General features: G+C 66.8%; 13 protein-coding genes. 9 read left to right on the top strand and 4 right to left on the bottom strand.

Going from position 1 to position 15,997, the window contains the following annotated elements; all coding sequences use genetic code 11:
* The first annotated feature begins 20 nt into the window (after positions 1–20).
* The 4 genes from U8L64_RS14745 to U8L64_RS14730 all read left to right on the top strand — a co-directional run bounded on the left by U8L64_RS14745 (position 21) and on the right by U8L64_RS14730 (position 4,420).
* The gene (locus U8L64_RS14745) at positions 21–509 is read left to right on the top strand and encodes an Lrp/AsnC ligand binding domain-containing protein (RefSeq protein ID WP_043297870.1); all 489 of its coding nucleotides are present in this window, start codon (positions 21–23) and stop codon (positions 507–509) included.
* Positions 510–642: 133 nt separating this feature from the next.
* A complete protein-coding gene (locus U8L64_RS14740) occupies positions 643–1,947 on the top strand; it encodes an NAD(P)/FAD-dependent oxidoreductase (RefSeq protein ID WP_273526846.1) in 1,305 nt (434 codons plus the stop codon).
* A gap of 46 nt (positions 1,948–1,993) precedes the next feature.
* Positions 1,994–3,535 carry a phospholipase D family protein gene (locus tag U8L64_RS14735; protein WP_333398139.1) on the top strand — a complete coding sequence of 514 codons (1,542 nt, stop codon included), beginning with the start codon at positions 1,994–1,996 and terminating at the stop codon, positions 3,533–3,535.
* A 147-nt stretch (positions 3,536–3,682) separates the two neighbouring features.
* A complete protein-coding gene (locus tag U8L64_RS14730) occupies positions 3,683–4,420 on the top strand; it encodes a hypothetical protein (protein ID WP_156716117.1) in 738 nt (245 codons plus the stop codon).
* A 7-nt stretch (positions 4,421–4,427) separates the two neighbouring features.
* Here the strand turns inward: U8L64_RS14730 and U8L64_RS14725 are convergent, their stop codons facing one another.
* The gene (locus tag U8L64_RS14725; protein ID WP_442965295.1) at positions 4,428–5,651 is read right to left on the bottom strand and encodes a methyl-accepting chemotaxis protein; all 1,224 of its coding nucleotides are present in this window, start codon (positions 5,649–5,651) and stop codon (positions 4,428–4,430) included.
* A gap of 725 nt (positions 5,652–6,376) precedes the next feature.
* Between U8L64_RS14725 and U8L64_RS14720 the strand changes: the two genes are divergently transcribed.
* The gene (locus U8L64_RS14720) at positions 6,377–7,708 is read left to right on the top strand and encodes a hypothetical protein (RefSeq protein ID WP_333398137.1); all 1,332 of its coding nucleotides are present in this window, start codon (positions 6,377–6,379) and stop codon (positions 7,706–7,708) included.
* A 6-nt stretch (positions 7,709–7,714) separates the two neighbouring features.
* Here the strand turns inward: U8L64_RS14720 and radC are convergent, their stop codons facing one another.
* Complete coding sequence (gene radC / locus U8L64_RS14715) at positions 7,715–8,389, bottom strand: RadC family protein (protein ID WP_043297865.1); 675 nt, start codon at positions 8,387–8,389, stop codon at positions 7,715–7,717.
* A 137-nt stretch (positions 8,390–8,526) separates the two neighbouring features.
* Here radC and coaBC point away from each other — a divergent pair, with 137 nt between their 5' ends.
* The 4 genes from coaBC to argB are packed head-to-tail and all read left to right on the top strand — an operon-like array spanning position 8,527 to position 13,708.
* Entirely contained in the window at positions 8,527–9,735 is a 1,209-nt protein-coding gene (gene coaBC / locus U8L64_RS14710; RefSeq protein ID WP_043297864.1) for a bifunctional phosphopantothenoylcysteine decarboxylase/phosphopantothenate--cysteine ligase CoaBC, read from the top strand.
* A gap of 1 nt (position 9,736) precedes the next feature.
* Positions 9,737–10,192: a dUTP diphosphatase gene (gene dut, locus U8L64_RS14705; protein WP_054094413.1), complete on the top strand. Its 456-nt coding sequence runs from the start codon at positions 9,737–9,739 to the stop codon at positions 10,190–10,192.
* Between the two features lie 38 nt (positions 10,193–10,230).
* Positions 10,231–12,789: a phosphomannomutase/phosphoglucomutase gene (locus tag U8L64_RS20410; protein ID WP_442965291.1), complete on the top strand. Its 2,559-nt coding sequence runs from the start codon at positions 10,231–10,233 to the stop codon at positions 12,787–12,789.
* Positions 12,790–12,805: 16 nt separating this feature from the next.
* The gene (gene argB / locus U8L64_RS14695; RefSeq protein WP_043297861.1) at positions 12,806–13,708 is read left to right on the top strand and encodes an acetylglutamate kinase; all 903 of its coding nucleotides are present in this window, start codon (positions 12,806–12,808) and stop codon (positions 13,706–13,708) included.
* A 60-nt stretch (positions 13,709–13,768) separates the two neighbouring features.
* On the opposite strand, the gene U8L64_RS14690 is transcribed toward argB, so the two are convergent.
* A complete protein-coding gene (locus U8L64_RS14690) occupies positions 13,769–15,244 on the bottom strand; it encodes a DUF3360 family protein (protein ID WP_273526841.1) in 1,476 nt (491 codons plus the stop codon).
* A 162-nt stretch (positions 15,245–15,406) separates the two neighbouring features.
* On the bottom strand, positions 15,407–15,994 hold the full coding sequence (locus tag U8L64_RS14685) for a DUF4124 domain-containing protein (protein WP_054094411.1): 588 nt from the start codon (positions 15,992–15,994) through the stop codon (positions 15,407–15,409).
* Positions 15,995–15,997: the final 3 nt, after the last annotated feature.

Here is a 15,997-nt window from a genome sequence, read left to right as displayed (position 1 = left end):
TTACCGGAGGGGCATCCCCCATGAACAATTCCAACAAGGCCCGTCGGGAATTGGACCGGATCGACCGTTCGATCCTGCGCATCCTGCAGCAGGAGGGACGGATTTCGTTCACCGAACTGGGCGAGCGGGTCAACCTCTCGACCACCCCATGCACCGAGCGGGTGCGCCGTCTGGAGCGCGACGGGGTGATCCTCGGTTACCACGCACGACTCAATCCGCAACTGCTGCGCGCCAACCTGCTGGTGTTCGTCGAGATCAGCCTGGATTACAAGTCCGGCGATACCTTCGAGGACTTCCGCCGCGCCGTGCTGCGGCTGCCGCACGTGCTGGAGTGCCACCTGGTGTCGGGCGACTTCGACTATCTGGTCAAGGCGCGCATTTCGGAGATGGCCTCCTACCGCAAGCTGCTCGGCGACATCCTGCTGAAACTGCCGCACGTGCGCGAATCCAAGAGTTACATCGTCATGGAAGAAGTGAAGGAATCGCTCGAGCTGCCGGTGCCGGACTAGAGCGCCTGCGTGCCCGTCCCGCTCCAGCGAGCCCGCCGCGGCCGCTGGCCGAACTGCGCCGGGCGTGCTTTGCTCGCTGCAGTGCCGAACCGTGACCTCCCCCTGAACCCCGCAGAGAATCCATTCCGAACCGATGACTCAGAACACCTCCCGCCAAGACGTTCACGCCCCCTCCTACTACGCCGCCAGCGCCAACCGTGCGCTGCGTTTCGCCGCGCTCGCCGGTGAGGCCCGCGCCGACGTCTGCATCGTCGGCGGCGGCTTTACCGGGCTGAATACCGCCATCGAACTCGCCGAGCGAGGGCTGTCGGTCATCCTCCTCGAAGCCCGGCATATTGGCTGGGGTGCCAGCGGTCGGAACGGTGGCCAGCTGATCCGCGGTGTCGGCCACGATGTCGAGCAGTTCCGGCCGATCCTCGGCGAAGAGGGCGTCGACGAACTCAAGCGCATGGGCTTCGAAGCCGTCGAGATCGTCCGCCAGCGCATCGAGCGGCACGCCATCGATTGCGACCTGACCTGGGGCTATTGCGACCTGGCGACCAAGCCGCGCCATTTGGAAGGCTTCGAGCAGGACTACGCCGACCTGCTGCGTCTGGGCTACGCGCATCCGCTGCAGCGCATCTCGCGAGCCAACCTGCCGACGGTGATCGGCTCGCAGCGCTACATCGGCGGGCTGGTCGACATGGGTTCCGGGCACTTGCATCCGCTCAATCTGGCGCTCGGCGAGGCGGCCGTGGCGCAGACCCTGGGCGTGCGCCTGCACGAGGATTCCGCGGTCGAACGCATCGAGTACGGCACGCAGGTAAAGGTCCACACCGCCCACGGCGTGGTGCGCGCCAACCAGCTGGTGCTGGCCTGCAATGCCTATCTCGACGGCCTGCAGCCCAAGCTCGCGGGCAAGGTGTTGCCGGCCGGCAGCTACATCATCGCCACCGAACGCCTGCCGGCGGCGCTGTGCCACGAACTGCTGCCGCAGAACATGGCGGTCTGCGATCAGCGCGTGGCGCTCGACTATTTCCGTCTCTCAGCCGACGGGCGACTGCTGTTCGGTGGTGCCTGCCATTATTCCGGGCGCGATCCCAAGGACATCGCCGCCTACATGCAGCCGAAGATGCTCGCGGTGTTTCCGCAGCTGGTGGGTATCGGCATCGAGTACCAGTGGGGCGGCATGATCGGCATCGGCGCCAACCGTCTGCCGCAGATCGGCCGGCTGCCGGAGCAGCCCAACGTCTACTACGCCCAGGCTTATTCCGGCCACGGCCTGAACGCCACCCATCTGGCCGGCCGGCTGCTCGCCGAAGCCATCGCCGGGCGCGAGAGCCACGGCTTCGATCTGTTCGCCCGCGTGCCGCACCCGACCTTCCCCGGCGGCCCGGCCTTACGCTCGCCGCTGCTGGCGCTGGGCATGCTCTGGTATCGGTTGAAGGATCGCTTCTGACGGCGCGACGTCTAAGCTGCACGTGACCGGACCGGAAGGGAACACCGTGCGAGCGCTCCTGCTGCTGATCCTACTGCTGTCGCTTGCCGGCTGTGCCAGCCAGCCTGCGCCGGCGCCCTCCCACGCCACGGCGCCGGCGGACTCCTCGCTCGGCCGGCAGGTGCAGAGGCTGGCAGCCGCGCAGCCGGAGGGTCATTCCGGCCTGCGCCTGTTGCCTGAGAGCAGCGAGGCGTTCGCCGCCCGCGCCGAGCTGTTCCGTGCCGCGCGGCGCAGCCTGGATATCCAGTACTACATCGTGCATGACGGCCTCTCCACGCGCCTACTGGTCGACGAGCTGCTGCGCGCCGCCGACCGTGGCGTGCGCGTCCGGCTGCTGCTCGACGACACCACCAGCGACGGGCAGGACTACCGCATCGCCACACTGGCAGCGCATCCGAATGTGCAGATCCGCGTGTTCAACCCGCTGCGCGCCGGCCGCAGCAACCCGGTCACGCGTACGCTCGGGCGGCTGCTGCATCTATCGCAGCAGCACCGGCGCATGCACAACAAGCTGCTGCTGGTCGACAGCAGCCTGGCGATCGTTGGCGGACGCAATCTGGGCGACGAGTATTTCGACGCCGATCGCAGCCTGAATTTCACCGACATCGACCTGCTCGCCGCCGGCCCGGTGGCGCGGCAGCTTGCGGACAGCTTCGACCAATACTGGAATCACCAGCTAAGCGTGCCGATCCAGCACTTCTTCTGGCGACCGCCGGCACGGCGCAAGCTGAGCGAGGCGCGCGAGCAGCTCCAGCAGTATCTGCAGCAGGCGCGCCGCGACGATGGCCCGCTGTACCGCCGGCTGATCCGCTACCAGCGCGAGCCGCAACTGCAGCGCTGGCTGGATGAACTGATCTGGGCGCCCGCCGCGGCGCTTTGGGACGACCCCGACAAACTCCTGGCCGATGGCCCGCCCACGCAATTGCTGACCACCCAGCTGGCGCCGGCACTGACCGCGGTGCAGGATGAGCTGATGCTGGTGTCGGCGTACTTCGTGCCCACCGACAGCGGCGTCGACTACCTGGCCGAGCGTCACCGCGATGGCGTGACCATCCGCATCCTCACCAACTCGCTGGAAGCCACCGACGTGCCGGCCGTGCATGGCGGCTATGCACCCTACCGTCGACGCATGCTGGAACAGGGCGTGCAGCTGTTCGAACTGCGCCGCCAGCCCGACCAGAAGTCCTCCTACAGCTTCTTCGGCGAGTCTGAATCAAGCCTGCACAGCAAGGCGGCGGTGTTCGACCGCAAACGGGTGTTCATCGGCTCGCTCAACTTCGACCCGCGCTCGGTACTGTGGAACAGCGAAGTCGGCATCCTCGCACAGAGCCCGACGCTGGCCCGTGAGGTGCACCGACTGACGCTCGAGGGCATGGCACCGGCAAGCAGCTACGAGGTGAAGCTGGCCCGGCGCGGCGATACCCGCCAGCTGGTATGGATCGCCGAGGAGCAGGGCCGGCGCATCGTTCTCGAGCGCGAGCCAGGCGGATTCTGGCGCCGCCTGAACGCCTGGCTGGCCGATGTCGTTGGCCTGGAACGGATGCTCTGAGCACCACCCCTGTCGCTGGCCGTCCGGCAGCTCAGCGGCGAATCACACTTTGGGGTGATACCACTTGGCCACTGGTCCGCTAGGCTCTGGAAGCCAACTGCAACAAGCAGGCATCCGCTTCGATAAAAACAACAAAGGAGCACAACAATGCGCCATCGCACATGGATATGGCTGCTCGCCCTGATCGTCGCCTGGCTGCCCGGCCAGTCCCACAGCCAGACACTGTCCGCGCTGGAAAAACTGCAGATCCACGCCAGTCGCGCCACCAGCAGCCTGTTGCTGTATCGCGGCGAAGGCTTCCAGAAAGCCCACCTGGCGCGGATGGAAGCTGACATCCTGGCGCTCAACGAGGCCCTGCAGGGTGTTGCGAATCCCACCAGCGCGCTGCGCGACAGCCACCGCCAGTTACAGGCCAGGCTGCGCGAAGGTGCCGGTTTCGGTCGCGGCGAAGACGACATGCCCTGGGGCTGGCCGCTGGAAATGAGCAAGGCACTGCGCGAGTTCCTCACTGCCGTACGCGGCCAGCAGGGCGTCGAGGCCCACGCCGAGCTGCCGGCGAAAGTCGAATACCTCGCCGTGCAATACCTCAGCCGCGCCTACATCGGCAGTTTCGAGACGGCCCGCGAGCAGCCCGACACCTACCTCGGCCAGGACGAACGGCAGCTGGTGCCGGCCATCGACGCGCAACTGGCGCAGCTCGGCGAGCGCGGCGACCCGGCGCTAGCCCGGGTCAAGACGCGCTGGAGCTTTCTCAAGGTGGCGCTGCAGGACATGAACAGCGGCAGCAACAACTTCTCCACCGCCTCGGGCCGGCCGTTCGCGCCGATCATGGTCGACCGCCACACCCGCAGCCTGAGCGATCAGTGGATGGCGCTGGCGCCCTGAGCCGCCGTCAGGCCTGCGCCTCCGGCCGATAGCCCAGGCGCAGCCCGCCCCAGTGACGCCCCTTGACCATGATCGGCACCGAGAGGTCGTGCATCAGTTCGCCGGTGTCGCGGCTGTAGGTCTGCAGCAGCACGTTGCGCTGGTGGCTGCCGCAGCGTCCGCCGGTACGGTCGTTGAACAGCCGCTTGCTGCGACTGCGGCTGCGGTCGATCTCGGGATTGCCCACCGGCGGATGATTGAAGGCAGTGTTGTGGGTCGGCACGTAGCCTTCCGGGGTGGTGGCGATGGCGTAGACGATCGCATCGTGGCGCGCCAGCAGCGGCTCCTGAATCGCCGGCAGCACGCCATCGGCGTACTTATCGAAGCGAGTGTGGTACTTCAACGGATCTGTACCCGGCTGCGCCTGGTAGTTGCGGTCGAACAGGTCGTTGACGGCGATGCGGCCGGCGTCGATATCCGCCTCGAAGCGCGCCGCGATATCCGCGGCCCCTTGGCGCGCAAGGTCGTAGATCGCCTGGTGATAGTCGTCGAGCTGTACCTCGGCGAGGCGCTCGCTCGCGCTCTCGGCCTGCGCCACCAGGCGTTCGGCGGCCTGCTCCAGCTGGCGGGTCTGCTGTTCGCTGTCCAGCGCATCGGCACGCAGCTGGTCGAGCGCGACGAACAACGCGGTCAGCCGTTCATGGTTGCTGGCCGTGCCGGAGGTGATTTCGGCGACCTGAGCCTCCACGCCGCCGGCCAGTTCGGTGATGCCGGTCAGCTGCTGGCCGGTACCGGCAATCTGCTCGGCGGCTTCGTCCAGTTCGCTGGCCTGCTGCTGAATATGGCTGACCACGGCGCCGCTCTGCTCGCGGATATCGGCGACCATGCGCCCGACTTCCTCGGTTGCGCTGGAGGTCCGCGCGGCGAGGTTGCGCACCTCGTCGGCCACCACGGCGAAGCCGCGCCCCGCCTCGCCGGCCCGGGCCGCTTCGATGGCGGCGTTGAGCGCCAGCAGATTGGTCTGGCTGGCGATGGACTGGATCACATCGGTGATCTGGCGAATTTCCTCGGTACGCGCCGACAGACCGTCGATCAGCTCGCGGCTGGACTGGGTCTGCGCACTGAGCTGCTGCATGCGGGCGATGGCCTGCAACAGTTCGGTCTGCCCGGCATCGCTGCTACGCCGCACCGCCTGCGCTGCTTCCAGGGTATGACGGGCGCGCTCGGCGCTGTCCTGTCCGGTGGCGGCCATCGCCTCGGCGCCGTTGGCGATCTCGCTGACCGCCTGCAGCTGCGACTGCAGCCGGCCGGCCAGCTGCTCGGCGCTGAAGGCCACCTGGGCGGCCGACAGCGCGTTGTGGCAGGTGTGCCGGGAGAGATTCTTGCTCAGTTCGGTGAAGGCCTGCGGTTCGGCCCCAGCCGCACTGCTCGTCTCATCGCCCGCACGCCAGACACCGAACCAGGGCACCAGCGCCACCCCAAGGATGAGTGCAGCCAGCAGCGGGAACGGCAGCGTGATTGCGTAGTGGAGCAGCAGCACAGCGCAGATGGCCAAAGCGTGCAGCAGGCAGGCGCGCGCGTTAAGGCGAGGGGAAGATCGCATGGACGGCCTCTGTTTGTTCTTGTCGATCGGCCAAGCGTTTTACCCATATTTCGCGACGAAAGTCAGTAGTGCCTTAGTAGCAAAGTGCCGACGGCGCGCCGCACCCGCGCTCGCGCAAGACGCGTGGCACACGGACGAACCGCCTGTGTCGCGGCAGCCAAGCCATGCCGCCGCCTTCGCTCCGCCGGTCGGATATCGAAATCGGCGTCCAGTGGCTTCAGGCGATGCAAAGGCATTTCACCGTGCGGAATAACGTTCTGCTTAATTGACCGAGCGCTCGGACACTGCCAGCCTGGACGCCAGCTCGCACACCCGCCTCACCCGTGCACGCTTTGCCGGGCAAGTTTCACCGATTATCGAGACGCACCGCGAACATGACCGCCCTGCTGCCACTGGCACTGTTCTGTGAATTGCTCGCACTGGCGACTCAGACGCGCCCGCTGAGTGTCGCCAGCGGAGTGCTGCTGAGTCTGTTCTTCATCTGGCACCGGCGTTCGCTGATGCCGTACCCACGCCGACTCGCCCTGGTCACGCTGGCCCTGCTCGGCTACTGGCTGCTGAGCGGCGCAGCCAGCTGGGAACAGGGCCAGCGTCTGCTTGCCGCGGCTGCGTACTACGGCGCGTTCGTCGGCGCGCTGGGTTTGATGCATTGCCTGGCCGAGCGCCTGCGCCCGCTCGGCGAGCTGCATCGACGGCTGCTGGCCGGGCCACCCGCGCTGCTGTATCCGAGCTATCTGCTGAGCACCCTGACGATCAGCTCGATCCTCAGCTTCGGCATGCTTTCGCTGGTCTGCGGCTCGCTCGAGCGCCACCTGCAGTACGGCGGCTACAGCGAGACGCAGCGCCGCGAAGGGCGACGCGCAGTGATGGTCAGCGCACTGCGCGGCTTCGCCCTGGTGCCGCTGCTGGCACCGACCAGCGTCGCGGTGGCCATTCTCACGCGTGAATTACCCGGACTGAGCTGGCAGGCGTTGCTGCCGTTCGGCCTGCTCGCCGCCCTGCTCCTGCTGCTGATCGGCTGGCCGCTGGAGAACCGCCGACTGCGGCAGCTGCGTCGCACCGGCGCCAGCGATACGCCGGAACCACCGCAGCCACTGCGCAGCCTGCTGCTCGGCAGTCTGCTGGGTATCGCGCTGATCGCCCTGCTGGCGGTTTTTACCCCGTTGTCTGCCACTCAGGCGGCGATGCTGCTGGTACCGCTGGCGGTACTCGGCATGCTGCACACGCAGGGAGAAGGGCTCGGCGCGATTCACAGCCAGGTTCGCGACACCCTCGCCGGCATGCGCAACGAGACGTTCATCTTCGCCTGTTCGGCTGTGCTCGGTGGGCTCGTCGCCGCGCTGGTACCGGTCGACGCGCTGGTCGTTCACGTCGGCACCTCGCCGCTGGCGCTGTTCGGCCTCGGCAGTGCCGGCATGCTTGCGGTCATCGCGCTGGCCTTGCTTGGCGTCGCGCCGATCATTTCCCTGAACCTGTGCGCCGCGCTGCTGGCGCAACTGGCCGCACAGGGCGTGGCCGTCATGCAGCCGGCGGTAGCGTTGCTCGCCGGCTTTTCGCTGGCGATGCTGCTGTCGCCTTACGGCCCCTCCGCACTGATGCTGGCGCGACATGCCGGGCTGTCGCCCTGGCGCATCGCCTTCGGCTGGAACGGCCGCTTCGTGCTGCTGGCGCTCGGGCCGCTGCTGCTGGTGCCGCTGCTGGCGTAACGGCGCCTACATCCATCCCGCTTCGGCCATCGACAGCGGCTCGCCCTCGCCGACGATGAAGTGGTCGAGCACGCGCACGTCGATCAGCGCCAGCGCTTCCTTCAACCGCTGGGTCAGCTGGCGATCGGCCTGACTCGGTTCGGCGACGCCGGACGGATGATTGTGGGTAAGGATGACCGCCGCTGCATTCTGCGCCAGCGCGCGCTTGACCACCTGCCGCGGATAGACGCTGGCGCCGTCGATGGTGCCGTGGAACAGCACCTCGAACGCCAGCACCCGGTGCTTGGAATCGAGAAACAGGCAGCCGAACAGCTCGTGCGGCTCGTGACGCAGGCGCGCCTTGAGGTAGTCGCGCACCGCTTGCGGCGACTCCAGCGCCGAATCCCGACGCAGCCGCTCGGCCAGATGCCGGCGCGCCATCTCCAGCACGGCCTGCAATTGTGCGTACTTGGCGGGGCCGAGCCCCAGATGCGTGGTGAATTGATCGAGGTCGGCTTCGAGCAGCGCGCGCAGCCCGCCGAACTCGCCGAGCAGGTGGCGCGCCAGGTCTACCGCGCTTCGGCCGGCAACGCCGGTACGCAGGAAAATCGCCAGCAATTCGGCATCGGAAAGCGCCGCCGCACCCTGTTCCAGAAGCTTTTCCCGCGGCCGCTCCGCCGTCGGCCAGTCACGTATGCTCATGTCTCCTCCCTGTCGAGCAGGCCCGCTTCTCCGTCGCGGGCGCTGTGCTATCTTAGCCCGTCATTTTTCCGGGGTGCCCGCGCGGCTCCGACGCAGTTCTCACTCCGGCAATCCTCTACAAGAAACAAGGCAGGCCTATGCAGCGGCTGTATCGTAAACGCATCGTCCTGGGCGTCGGCGGCGGCATCGCCGCCTACAAGAGTGCCGAGCTGGTGCGTCGCCTGCGCGACCATGGCGCCGAAGTGCGAGTGGTGATGACCCACGGCGGCCGCGAGTTCATCACGCCGCTGACCCTGCAGGCGCTCTCCGGTCACCCGGTACATCTGGATCTGCTCGACCCCGCCGCCGAAGCGGCGATGGGCCATATCGAACTGGCGCGCTGGGCCGACCTGGTGCTGATCGCACCGGCTACTGCCGACCTCATGGCGCGCCTCGCCCAGGGCATCGCCAACGACCTTCTGACCACCCTGGTGCTGGCGACCAACGCGCCGGTCGCCCTGGCGCCGGCGATGAACCAGGCGATGTGGGCCGACCCGGCGACCCAGGCCAACCGTCAGCTGCTCGAACAGCGCGGCATCCGCCTGTTCGGCCCTGGCTCCGGCAGCCAGGCCTGCGGCGACATCGGCATGGGCCGCATGCTCGAGGCCGAGGAGCTGGCCCAGGCCGCCGCCGACTGTTTCGAGAACGGCTGCCTGAGCGGCCTGCGCCTGCTGATCACCGCCGGACCGACCCAGGAAAACATCGATCCGGTGCGTTACATCACCAATCACAGTTCGGGGAAGATGGGCTTCGCCCTCGCCGAGGCAGCCGCCGAAGCCGGCGCGCAGGTCACGCTGGTCACCGGCCCGGTGTTCCTGCCGACGCCTGATCGCGTGCAGCGCATCGACGTGGTCAGCGCGCGCGACATGCTCGCCGCCTGTGAAGCGGCGATGCCCTGCGATCTGCTGATCGCCGCCGCCGCAGTGGCCGACTACCGCCCCGAGGTGGTGGCGCCGCACAAGCTGAAGAAGGACCCCACCACCGGCGACGGTCTGCTGCTGCAGATGGTGCGCAATCCGGACATCCTCGCCACCCTGGCGGCTCGCCCGGATCGCCCCTTCTGCGTCGGCTTTGCGGCCGAAACCGAGAACCTGCTCGACTACGCCATGCGCAAGCTGCGCGACAAGAATCTCGACCTCATCGTCGCCAATGACGTGGCCAACCCGAGCATCGGCTTCAACAGCGAAGAAAACGCGGTCAGCGTGATCGATCGCCAGCAGCACGTAACCCGCTTCGGCCAGGCCAGCAAAGGGCACATCGCCCGCGCGCTGGTGGCCTTTATCGCCGATCGCTACAGGCAGGCCTGACATGCACCAGCTACAAGCCAAGATTCTCGACCCCCGCCTGGGCCGGGACTTCCCGCTGCCCGATTACGCCACCTCCGGCTCGGCCGGCCTCGACCTGCGCGCGATGCTGCAGAACGATACCGTGCTGCAGCCAGGCCAGACGCTGCTGATCCCGACCGGCCTTTCGATCTACATCGCCGATCCGGGGCTCGCGGCGCTGATCCTTCCGCGCTCGGGCCTGGGCCATAAGCACGGCATCGTGCTCGGCAACCTGGTCGGTCTGATCGACTCGGATTACCAGGGCGAGCTGATGGTCTCCTGCTGGAACCGCGGCCTGAGCGACTTCACCATCGCCGTCGGCGAGCGCATCGCGCAGCTGGTGCTGGTGCCGGTGGTGCAGGCGCGCTTCGAGCTGGTCGAACAGTTCGACAGCAGCGACCGCGGTGCCGGCGGCTTCGGACACTCCGGCAGCCATTGATCCAACGCCCCCCCTTTCAGGATGAATCGAGGAGCCTCATGGCACTCTTCAAGCGTACCGCCAAGGAACCGGACCTGTTGACCCCGGCAAACGCCGACAACAAACGCCCCACCCGCGCAGCCCCCAACCTGCTGCTGAACGGGCTGCTCCCCGGCCTGCTCGGCCTGGGTGCCGCGGCCGCACTGCTGTGGTTCGGCCTCCAGGACGCCCAGCGTCAGCAACAGACCGAGCTTGCCGTAGCCTGGGGGCAGAGCCAGGCCAGCGCGCTGCAACAGGCCGTGCGCCAGCTACAGGCCGATACCCAGGCCATCGCCGCCGACCCGCGACTGCTCGAGGCGCTGCGCAGCGAGCAAGCCGAACAGATCGCCGCTCTCGAGCAGACGCTGCGCCAGCAACCGGGTGTCGTCGATGCACATCTCAGCGCACGCGGCCGCGGCCGCCCGACGCCCGAACGTGCGGGGCCGATTAATTTTGCCGCACTGGACTTGCTGCAGCGCGCCGAGAGCGGGGACGCCCCGCCCGTCGAGGCCTTTCAGGTCGGCAAGCGCTGGCTGCTCTACAGCGCGGCGCCGCTGCGCGCCTCCGCCGAGCAGGCCGTCCAGGGCACACTGCTGCGCGTCATCGAGCTCGACCGCCTGCTCGCCACGCTGCCGCGCGTGCCGGCCGATGCAGGCCAGCTGCGTCTGACGCAGCAGTTCGACAACTCGCCCGAGAAGGTGCTGCTCCAGCAGGGTAGCGGCAACGGACCGCTGCTGCCGCTGGCCAGCGGCAATCCGCACTGGAAGCTCAGTTTCCAGCCCGCCACGACCGCGACCGGCGCCTCGCCGCTGATATTGATGGGGGCTGCGTTGCTGGCGCTCATCGGCCTGTTGCTCGGCCTGCAGTTCCTCGCCAGCGCCCAGCAGCGGCGCCTGCGTGATGACGTGCTGCAGATCAACCGCCTCGTGCAGGAACTCTCCAGCGGCCGGGCCATCCAACAACCGTCCCTGAGCCTGCCGGCGCTCGACGCGCTGGCACGGAACATGGCCCGCCTGCCGCTTCGCCCCGTCGGACCGGCAGTCACGCAAGCCGCGGCGGCGCCTGCCGTCCGACCGACCAAGGAGTATGTCGATCCGCGCGTGCCGGATACCGACATTCTCGACATCGATATTCTCGACGAGGACCTGGACCTGTTCGGCCTCGACACCAAGGAGCGAGAAACCGCAATGAGCAGCGCCAAAGCCCCCAAACTGCCCGCCAGCATCTTTCGCGCCTACGACATCCGCGGCATTGTCGGCGACAGCCTGACCAACGAGACCGCCTACTGGATCGGCCGCGCCGTAGGCTCGCAGAGCCTCGCCCAGGGCGAGCCGAATGTCTCGGTCGGCCGCGACGGTCGTCTATCCGGCCCGGAACTGGTCCAGCATCTGATCCAGGGCCTGGTCGACAGCGGCTGCACGGTCAGCGACATCGGCATGGTGCCGACGCCGGTGCTCTACTACGCGGCCAACATCCTCGCCGGCAAATCCGGCGTGATGCTCACCGGCAGCCACAATCCGCCGGATTACAACGGCTTCAAGATCGTCATCGCCGGCGACACCCTGGCCAATGAGCAGATCCAGGCGCTGCGCCAGCGCATTGAAACCGGCGACCTGAGTGAAGGCGTCGGCCGCGTCGAACCGGTCGACGTGCTGGAGCGCTACTTCGAGCAGATTCGCACCGACATCGCCATGGCCAAGCCAATGAAGGTGGTGGTCGACTGCGGCAATGGCGTCGCCGGGGTCATCGCCCCGCAACTGATCGAGGCGCTGGGCTGCAAGGTGATCCCGCTGTACTGCGAGGTCGACGGCAACTTCCCCAACCACCACCCGGACCCGGGCAAGCCAGAGAATCTGGTCGACCTGATCGCCAAGGTCAAAGCCGAGAAGGCCGACCTTGGCCTGGCGTTCGATGGCGACGGCGACCGCGTCGGCGTGGTGACCAATGCCGGCACCATGATCTATCCCGACCGTCTGCTGATGCTCTTCGCCAAGGACGTCGTGGCGCGCAACCCCGGCGCCGACATCATCTTCGACGTCAAGTGCACGCGCCGCCTGACACCACTGATCAGCGGCTACGGTGGTCGCCCGGTGATGTGGAAAACCGGCCACTCGCTGATCAAGAAGAAGATGAAGGAATCCGGTGCACTGCTGGCCGGCGAGATGAGCGGCCACATCTTCTTCAAGGAGCGCTGGTTCGGCTTCGACGACGGTATCTACAGCGCCGCGCGCCTGCTGGAAATCCTCAGCCAGGACAAGCGCGATGCCGAGCAGGTGTTCGCCGCCTTCCCGAGCGACGTTTCCACGCCGGAAATCAACATCACGGTGACAGAGGAAAGCAAATTCACCATCATTGACGCCCTGCAACGGGATGCCCAGTGGGGCGAGGCCAACCTGATCACGCTCGACGGCGTACGGGTCGACTATCCCAAGGGCTGGGGCCTGATCCGCGCCTCCAACACCACACCGGTGCTGGTGCTGCGTTTCGAGGCCGACAGCGCGCAAGAGCTCGGCCGCATCCAGGACGTCTTCCGCGCGCAGCTGCATAACGTTGCACCCGACCTCAAACTGCCGTTCTGATTATGCGGAGCCCTGCATGACCCTCAGCCGTGAAGCTGCCACCCAATTCGCCCAGGTCCTCTCCGAGGCGTTGCCGTACATTCGCCGCTTCGTCGGCAAGACGCTGGTGATCAAGTACGGCGGCAACGCGATGGAAAGCGAGGAGCTGAAGACCGGCTTCGCCCGCGACATCGTGCTGATGAAGGCGGTGGGCATCAACCCGGTGGTGGTGCACGGCGGTGGCCCGCAGATCGGCGATCTGCTCAAGCGGCTGAACATCGAGAGCCACTTCATCGACGGCATGCGGGTGACTGACAGCCAGACCATGGACGTGGTGGAGATGGTCCTCGGCGGCCAGGTCAACAAGAGCATCGTCAGCCTGATCAACCAGCATGGCGGCAGCGCCATCGGCCTGACCGGCAAGGACGCGGGGCTGATCCGCGCGAAGAAGCTCAAAGCCACCCGGCAGACGCCGGAGATGACCAAGCCGGAAATCATCGACATCGGCCATGTCGGCGAGGTCACCGGGGTCAACAGCGAACTGCTGGAAATGCTGGTCAAGGGCAACTTCATCCCGGTGATCGCGCCGATCGGCGTGGGCGACAATGGCGAGTCGTACAACATCAACGCCGACCTGGTCGCCGGCAAGGTGGCCGAGGCGCTGAAGGCCGAGAAGCTGATGCTGCTGACCAATATCGCCGGCCTGATGGACAAGCAAGGCAACGTGCTCACCGGCCTTTCGACCGCCCAGGTCGATGCGCTGATCGCCGACGGCACCATCTACGGCGGCATGCTGCCGAAGATCCGCTGCGCCCTCGAAGCGGTTCAGGGCGGCGTGACCAGCGCGCACATCATCGATGGGCGCGTGCCCAACGCGGTGCTGCTGGAAATCTTCACCGACGTTGGTGTCGGTACGCTGATCACCAACAACCAGCGCTGAACACCGCGGTCGGACCAAAAAAAGGGGAGCCATCAGCTCCCCTTTTTCGTGCCCGCGCCGTCAGTGGTCGACGCGGAAGGACTCGAACATGGCCGGGATCCCCGGGAACATGCCGACACCCAGCATCACCGCGCAAAGCAGGATGAACACGATTGTCGGGATTACCCAGCGGTGCATATGGCTCAGGCTCTGGCCACGCTCCTTGTCGCCGATCAGCCCGAGATTGTCGAGCAGCACGGTCAGCGACCAGCCGAACACCGGGTTGACCAGTGCCGAGGAGAACACCACGATCGCCGCCGACTGCGAAGTCTTGCCCTCGCGGGTCATCTGCATGCCAGCCTCGAGCAGCGGCAGGTACACCCCGACCAGCAGAGCCACGGAAAGCACCGGCGGCCAGATCGCCAGATCCATCGGGTAGCCGAGGATCGCCGCCAGCACGCAGAGCAGGCCGGTCAGTACCGCACCCGCCGGAATCGGCCGCTTGGCGATCGCCGCCGGCACCATGTAGGTGCCCCAGGACGAGGCCAGGTTACCGCCACCCAAGGCCGTACCCACGGCCTGACGCGCGGCGGCGACGCACATGGTGTCGTCGATGTCCATCAGCACCTTGTCCGTGCGCGGCGGGTAGTTCAGCTGCTGGAACACACGGTGGCCGAGGAAGTCCGGCGACCACATCGCCACGGCCAACACCGCGAATGGCGCGACGGCGACGAAGTGATGCAGTTCTGGCAGGCCGAGCTGCCAGCCGCTGTTTTCACCCCACCAATACGCCGGGTTGAGGTTGGGAATGCCCGGTTCGGTGGAGAACTCGAATGGCGCGCCAAGAGCGAAGGCGATCACCGCCGCCAGCACCGAGCCCAGCGGAATTGCCAGCCAGCGCATGCGAATGTGCTCGAGGTAGGCGTACATGACGATGGTCGACAGCACCACCACGAAGGCGATGTAGCCCATGTCGAAGCCGTTAGCCCAGGCGAACAGTTTCTGGATCTGCGACGACACCCCGATGAAGCCCAGATACAGCAGCAAGCCGCCGCACACCCCGTCACTGGTCAGCCGCGCCAGCAGACTGCCGCCACGTGCGACGCCGAGGGCGAAGCCGAGCAAGCCGACCATCAGGCCGAGCGCCATGGGATGGCCGCCCGAGGCCACGATCAGCGGGATCAGGGGGATCAGCGGACCATGGGTGCCCGCCAGGTTGGCGGTGGGATTGAGGAAACCGGAGAACAGCACGACGAAGAGGATCGCCGCGATCAGCATCTCGAAGCGCACGTTCTCGATGACGAACTCGTTGGACAGCCCCAACGGTCCGGCGAACGCCGCCACCACCGCAGCGACCATCACGATTTTGCCGATGGTGGCGGCCATGGCCGGCACCCAGTCCTCGATCTCGAAGCGGTAATCGCGGAATGGTAGGTTCGGACGCCAGCGCCGCGGCGCCATGATCCGCAGCTCATGCTCCAGATAGTCGCTGCGCGAGGCAAACGCGGACCGCGGTCTGTGACGCTCCCGGTAACTGCTTAGGTCGCTATCTTTCATGCGATCATCTCACCGTCGAAAATTCGCGGCGAAAGGTACAGGCCCGGGGGCGATTACTCATCCGTACCTTAAAAGCATTGATCCAGAGCGGCTTGTTTGTTAGCGCCCCGGGTGTAGCTGCATGTGATCGAGATTTCGGCCGTGCCGAAGTGGGCAGAAGATTCAGCGCTCGCCGAGCAGTTCGGCGACACGCTTGCGGTCACGCGCGAAGCTCGCGTCCGCCTCGACCTTGGCGCGCTGGTAACGCGCCTGGTCACGCTGCAGCCCCGCCTGCTCCTTTTCGAGATTGGCAATCTGCGTCAGCAGATTCTGCGGAACTTCACGACCGGCGCGCTCGTGCTGGGCAGCTTGGGCCCGCAGCATTTCCTGCTGCGTGCGCAGCGATTGCAGATTGCTCTGAGTAATGCCGATGACGCTGTCGAGTTCCGCCAGCTTGCGCTTGCGCGCACGCTCCACATCGTCCGGGCTGGCATATAGACGCAGCAGCTGCACATCGGCCGCCGCGCGAGCCTTCTCCTGCCGCTGGCGCTGCATTTCCTCGGCCGTGGGCGCCGGCGGCACCACCCGGACGACCCGCCCCTGCTCGTTCAGCACCTCATAACCGCGGCCGATGTGCTGCGGCGGCACGCCATGCCGGTCAAGCACCACCACACCGCGCTCGTCGGTATAGCGATAAAGCTCGGCGGCGTCCGCCAGCGTCGCGGTCAGCAATCCCAGCGCAACGAGCAAGCGAATTACCGGCTGGAGCATGGC

This window comes from Pseudomonas sp. FIP_A4, from assembly GCF_036701605.1.
Classification (GTDB): domain Bacteria; phylum Pseudomonadota; class Gammaproteobacteria; order Pseudomonadales; family Pseudomonadaceae; genus Stutzerimonas; species Stutzerimonas phenolilytica.
This window is presented reverse-complemented; position numbering and strand designations above follow the sequence as displayed.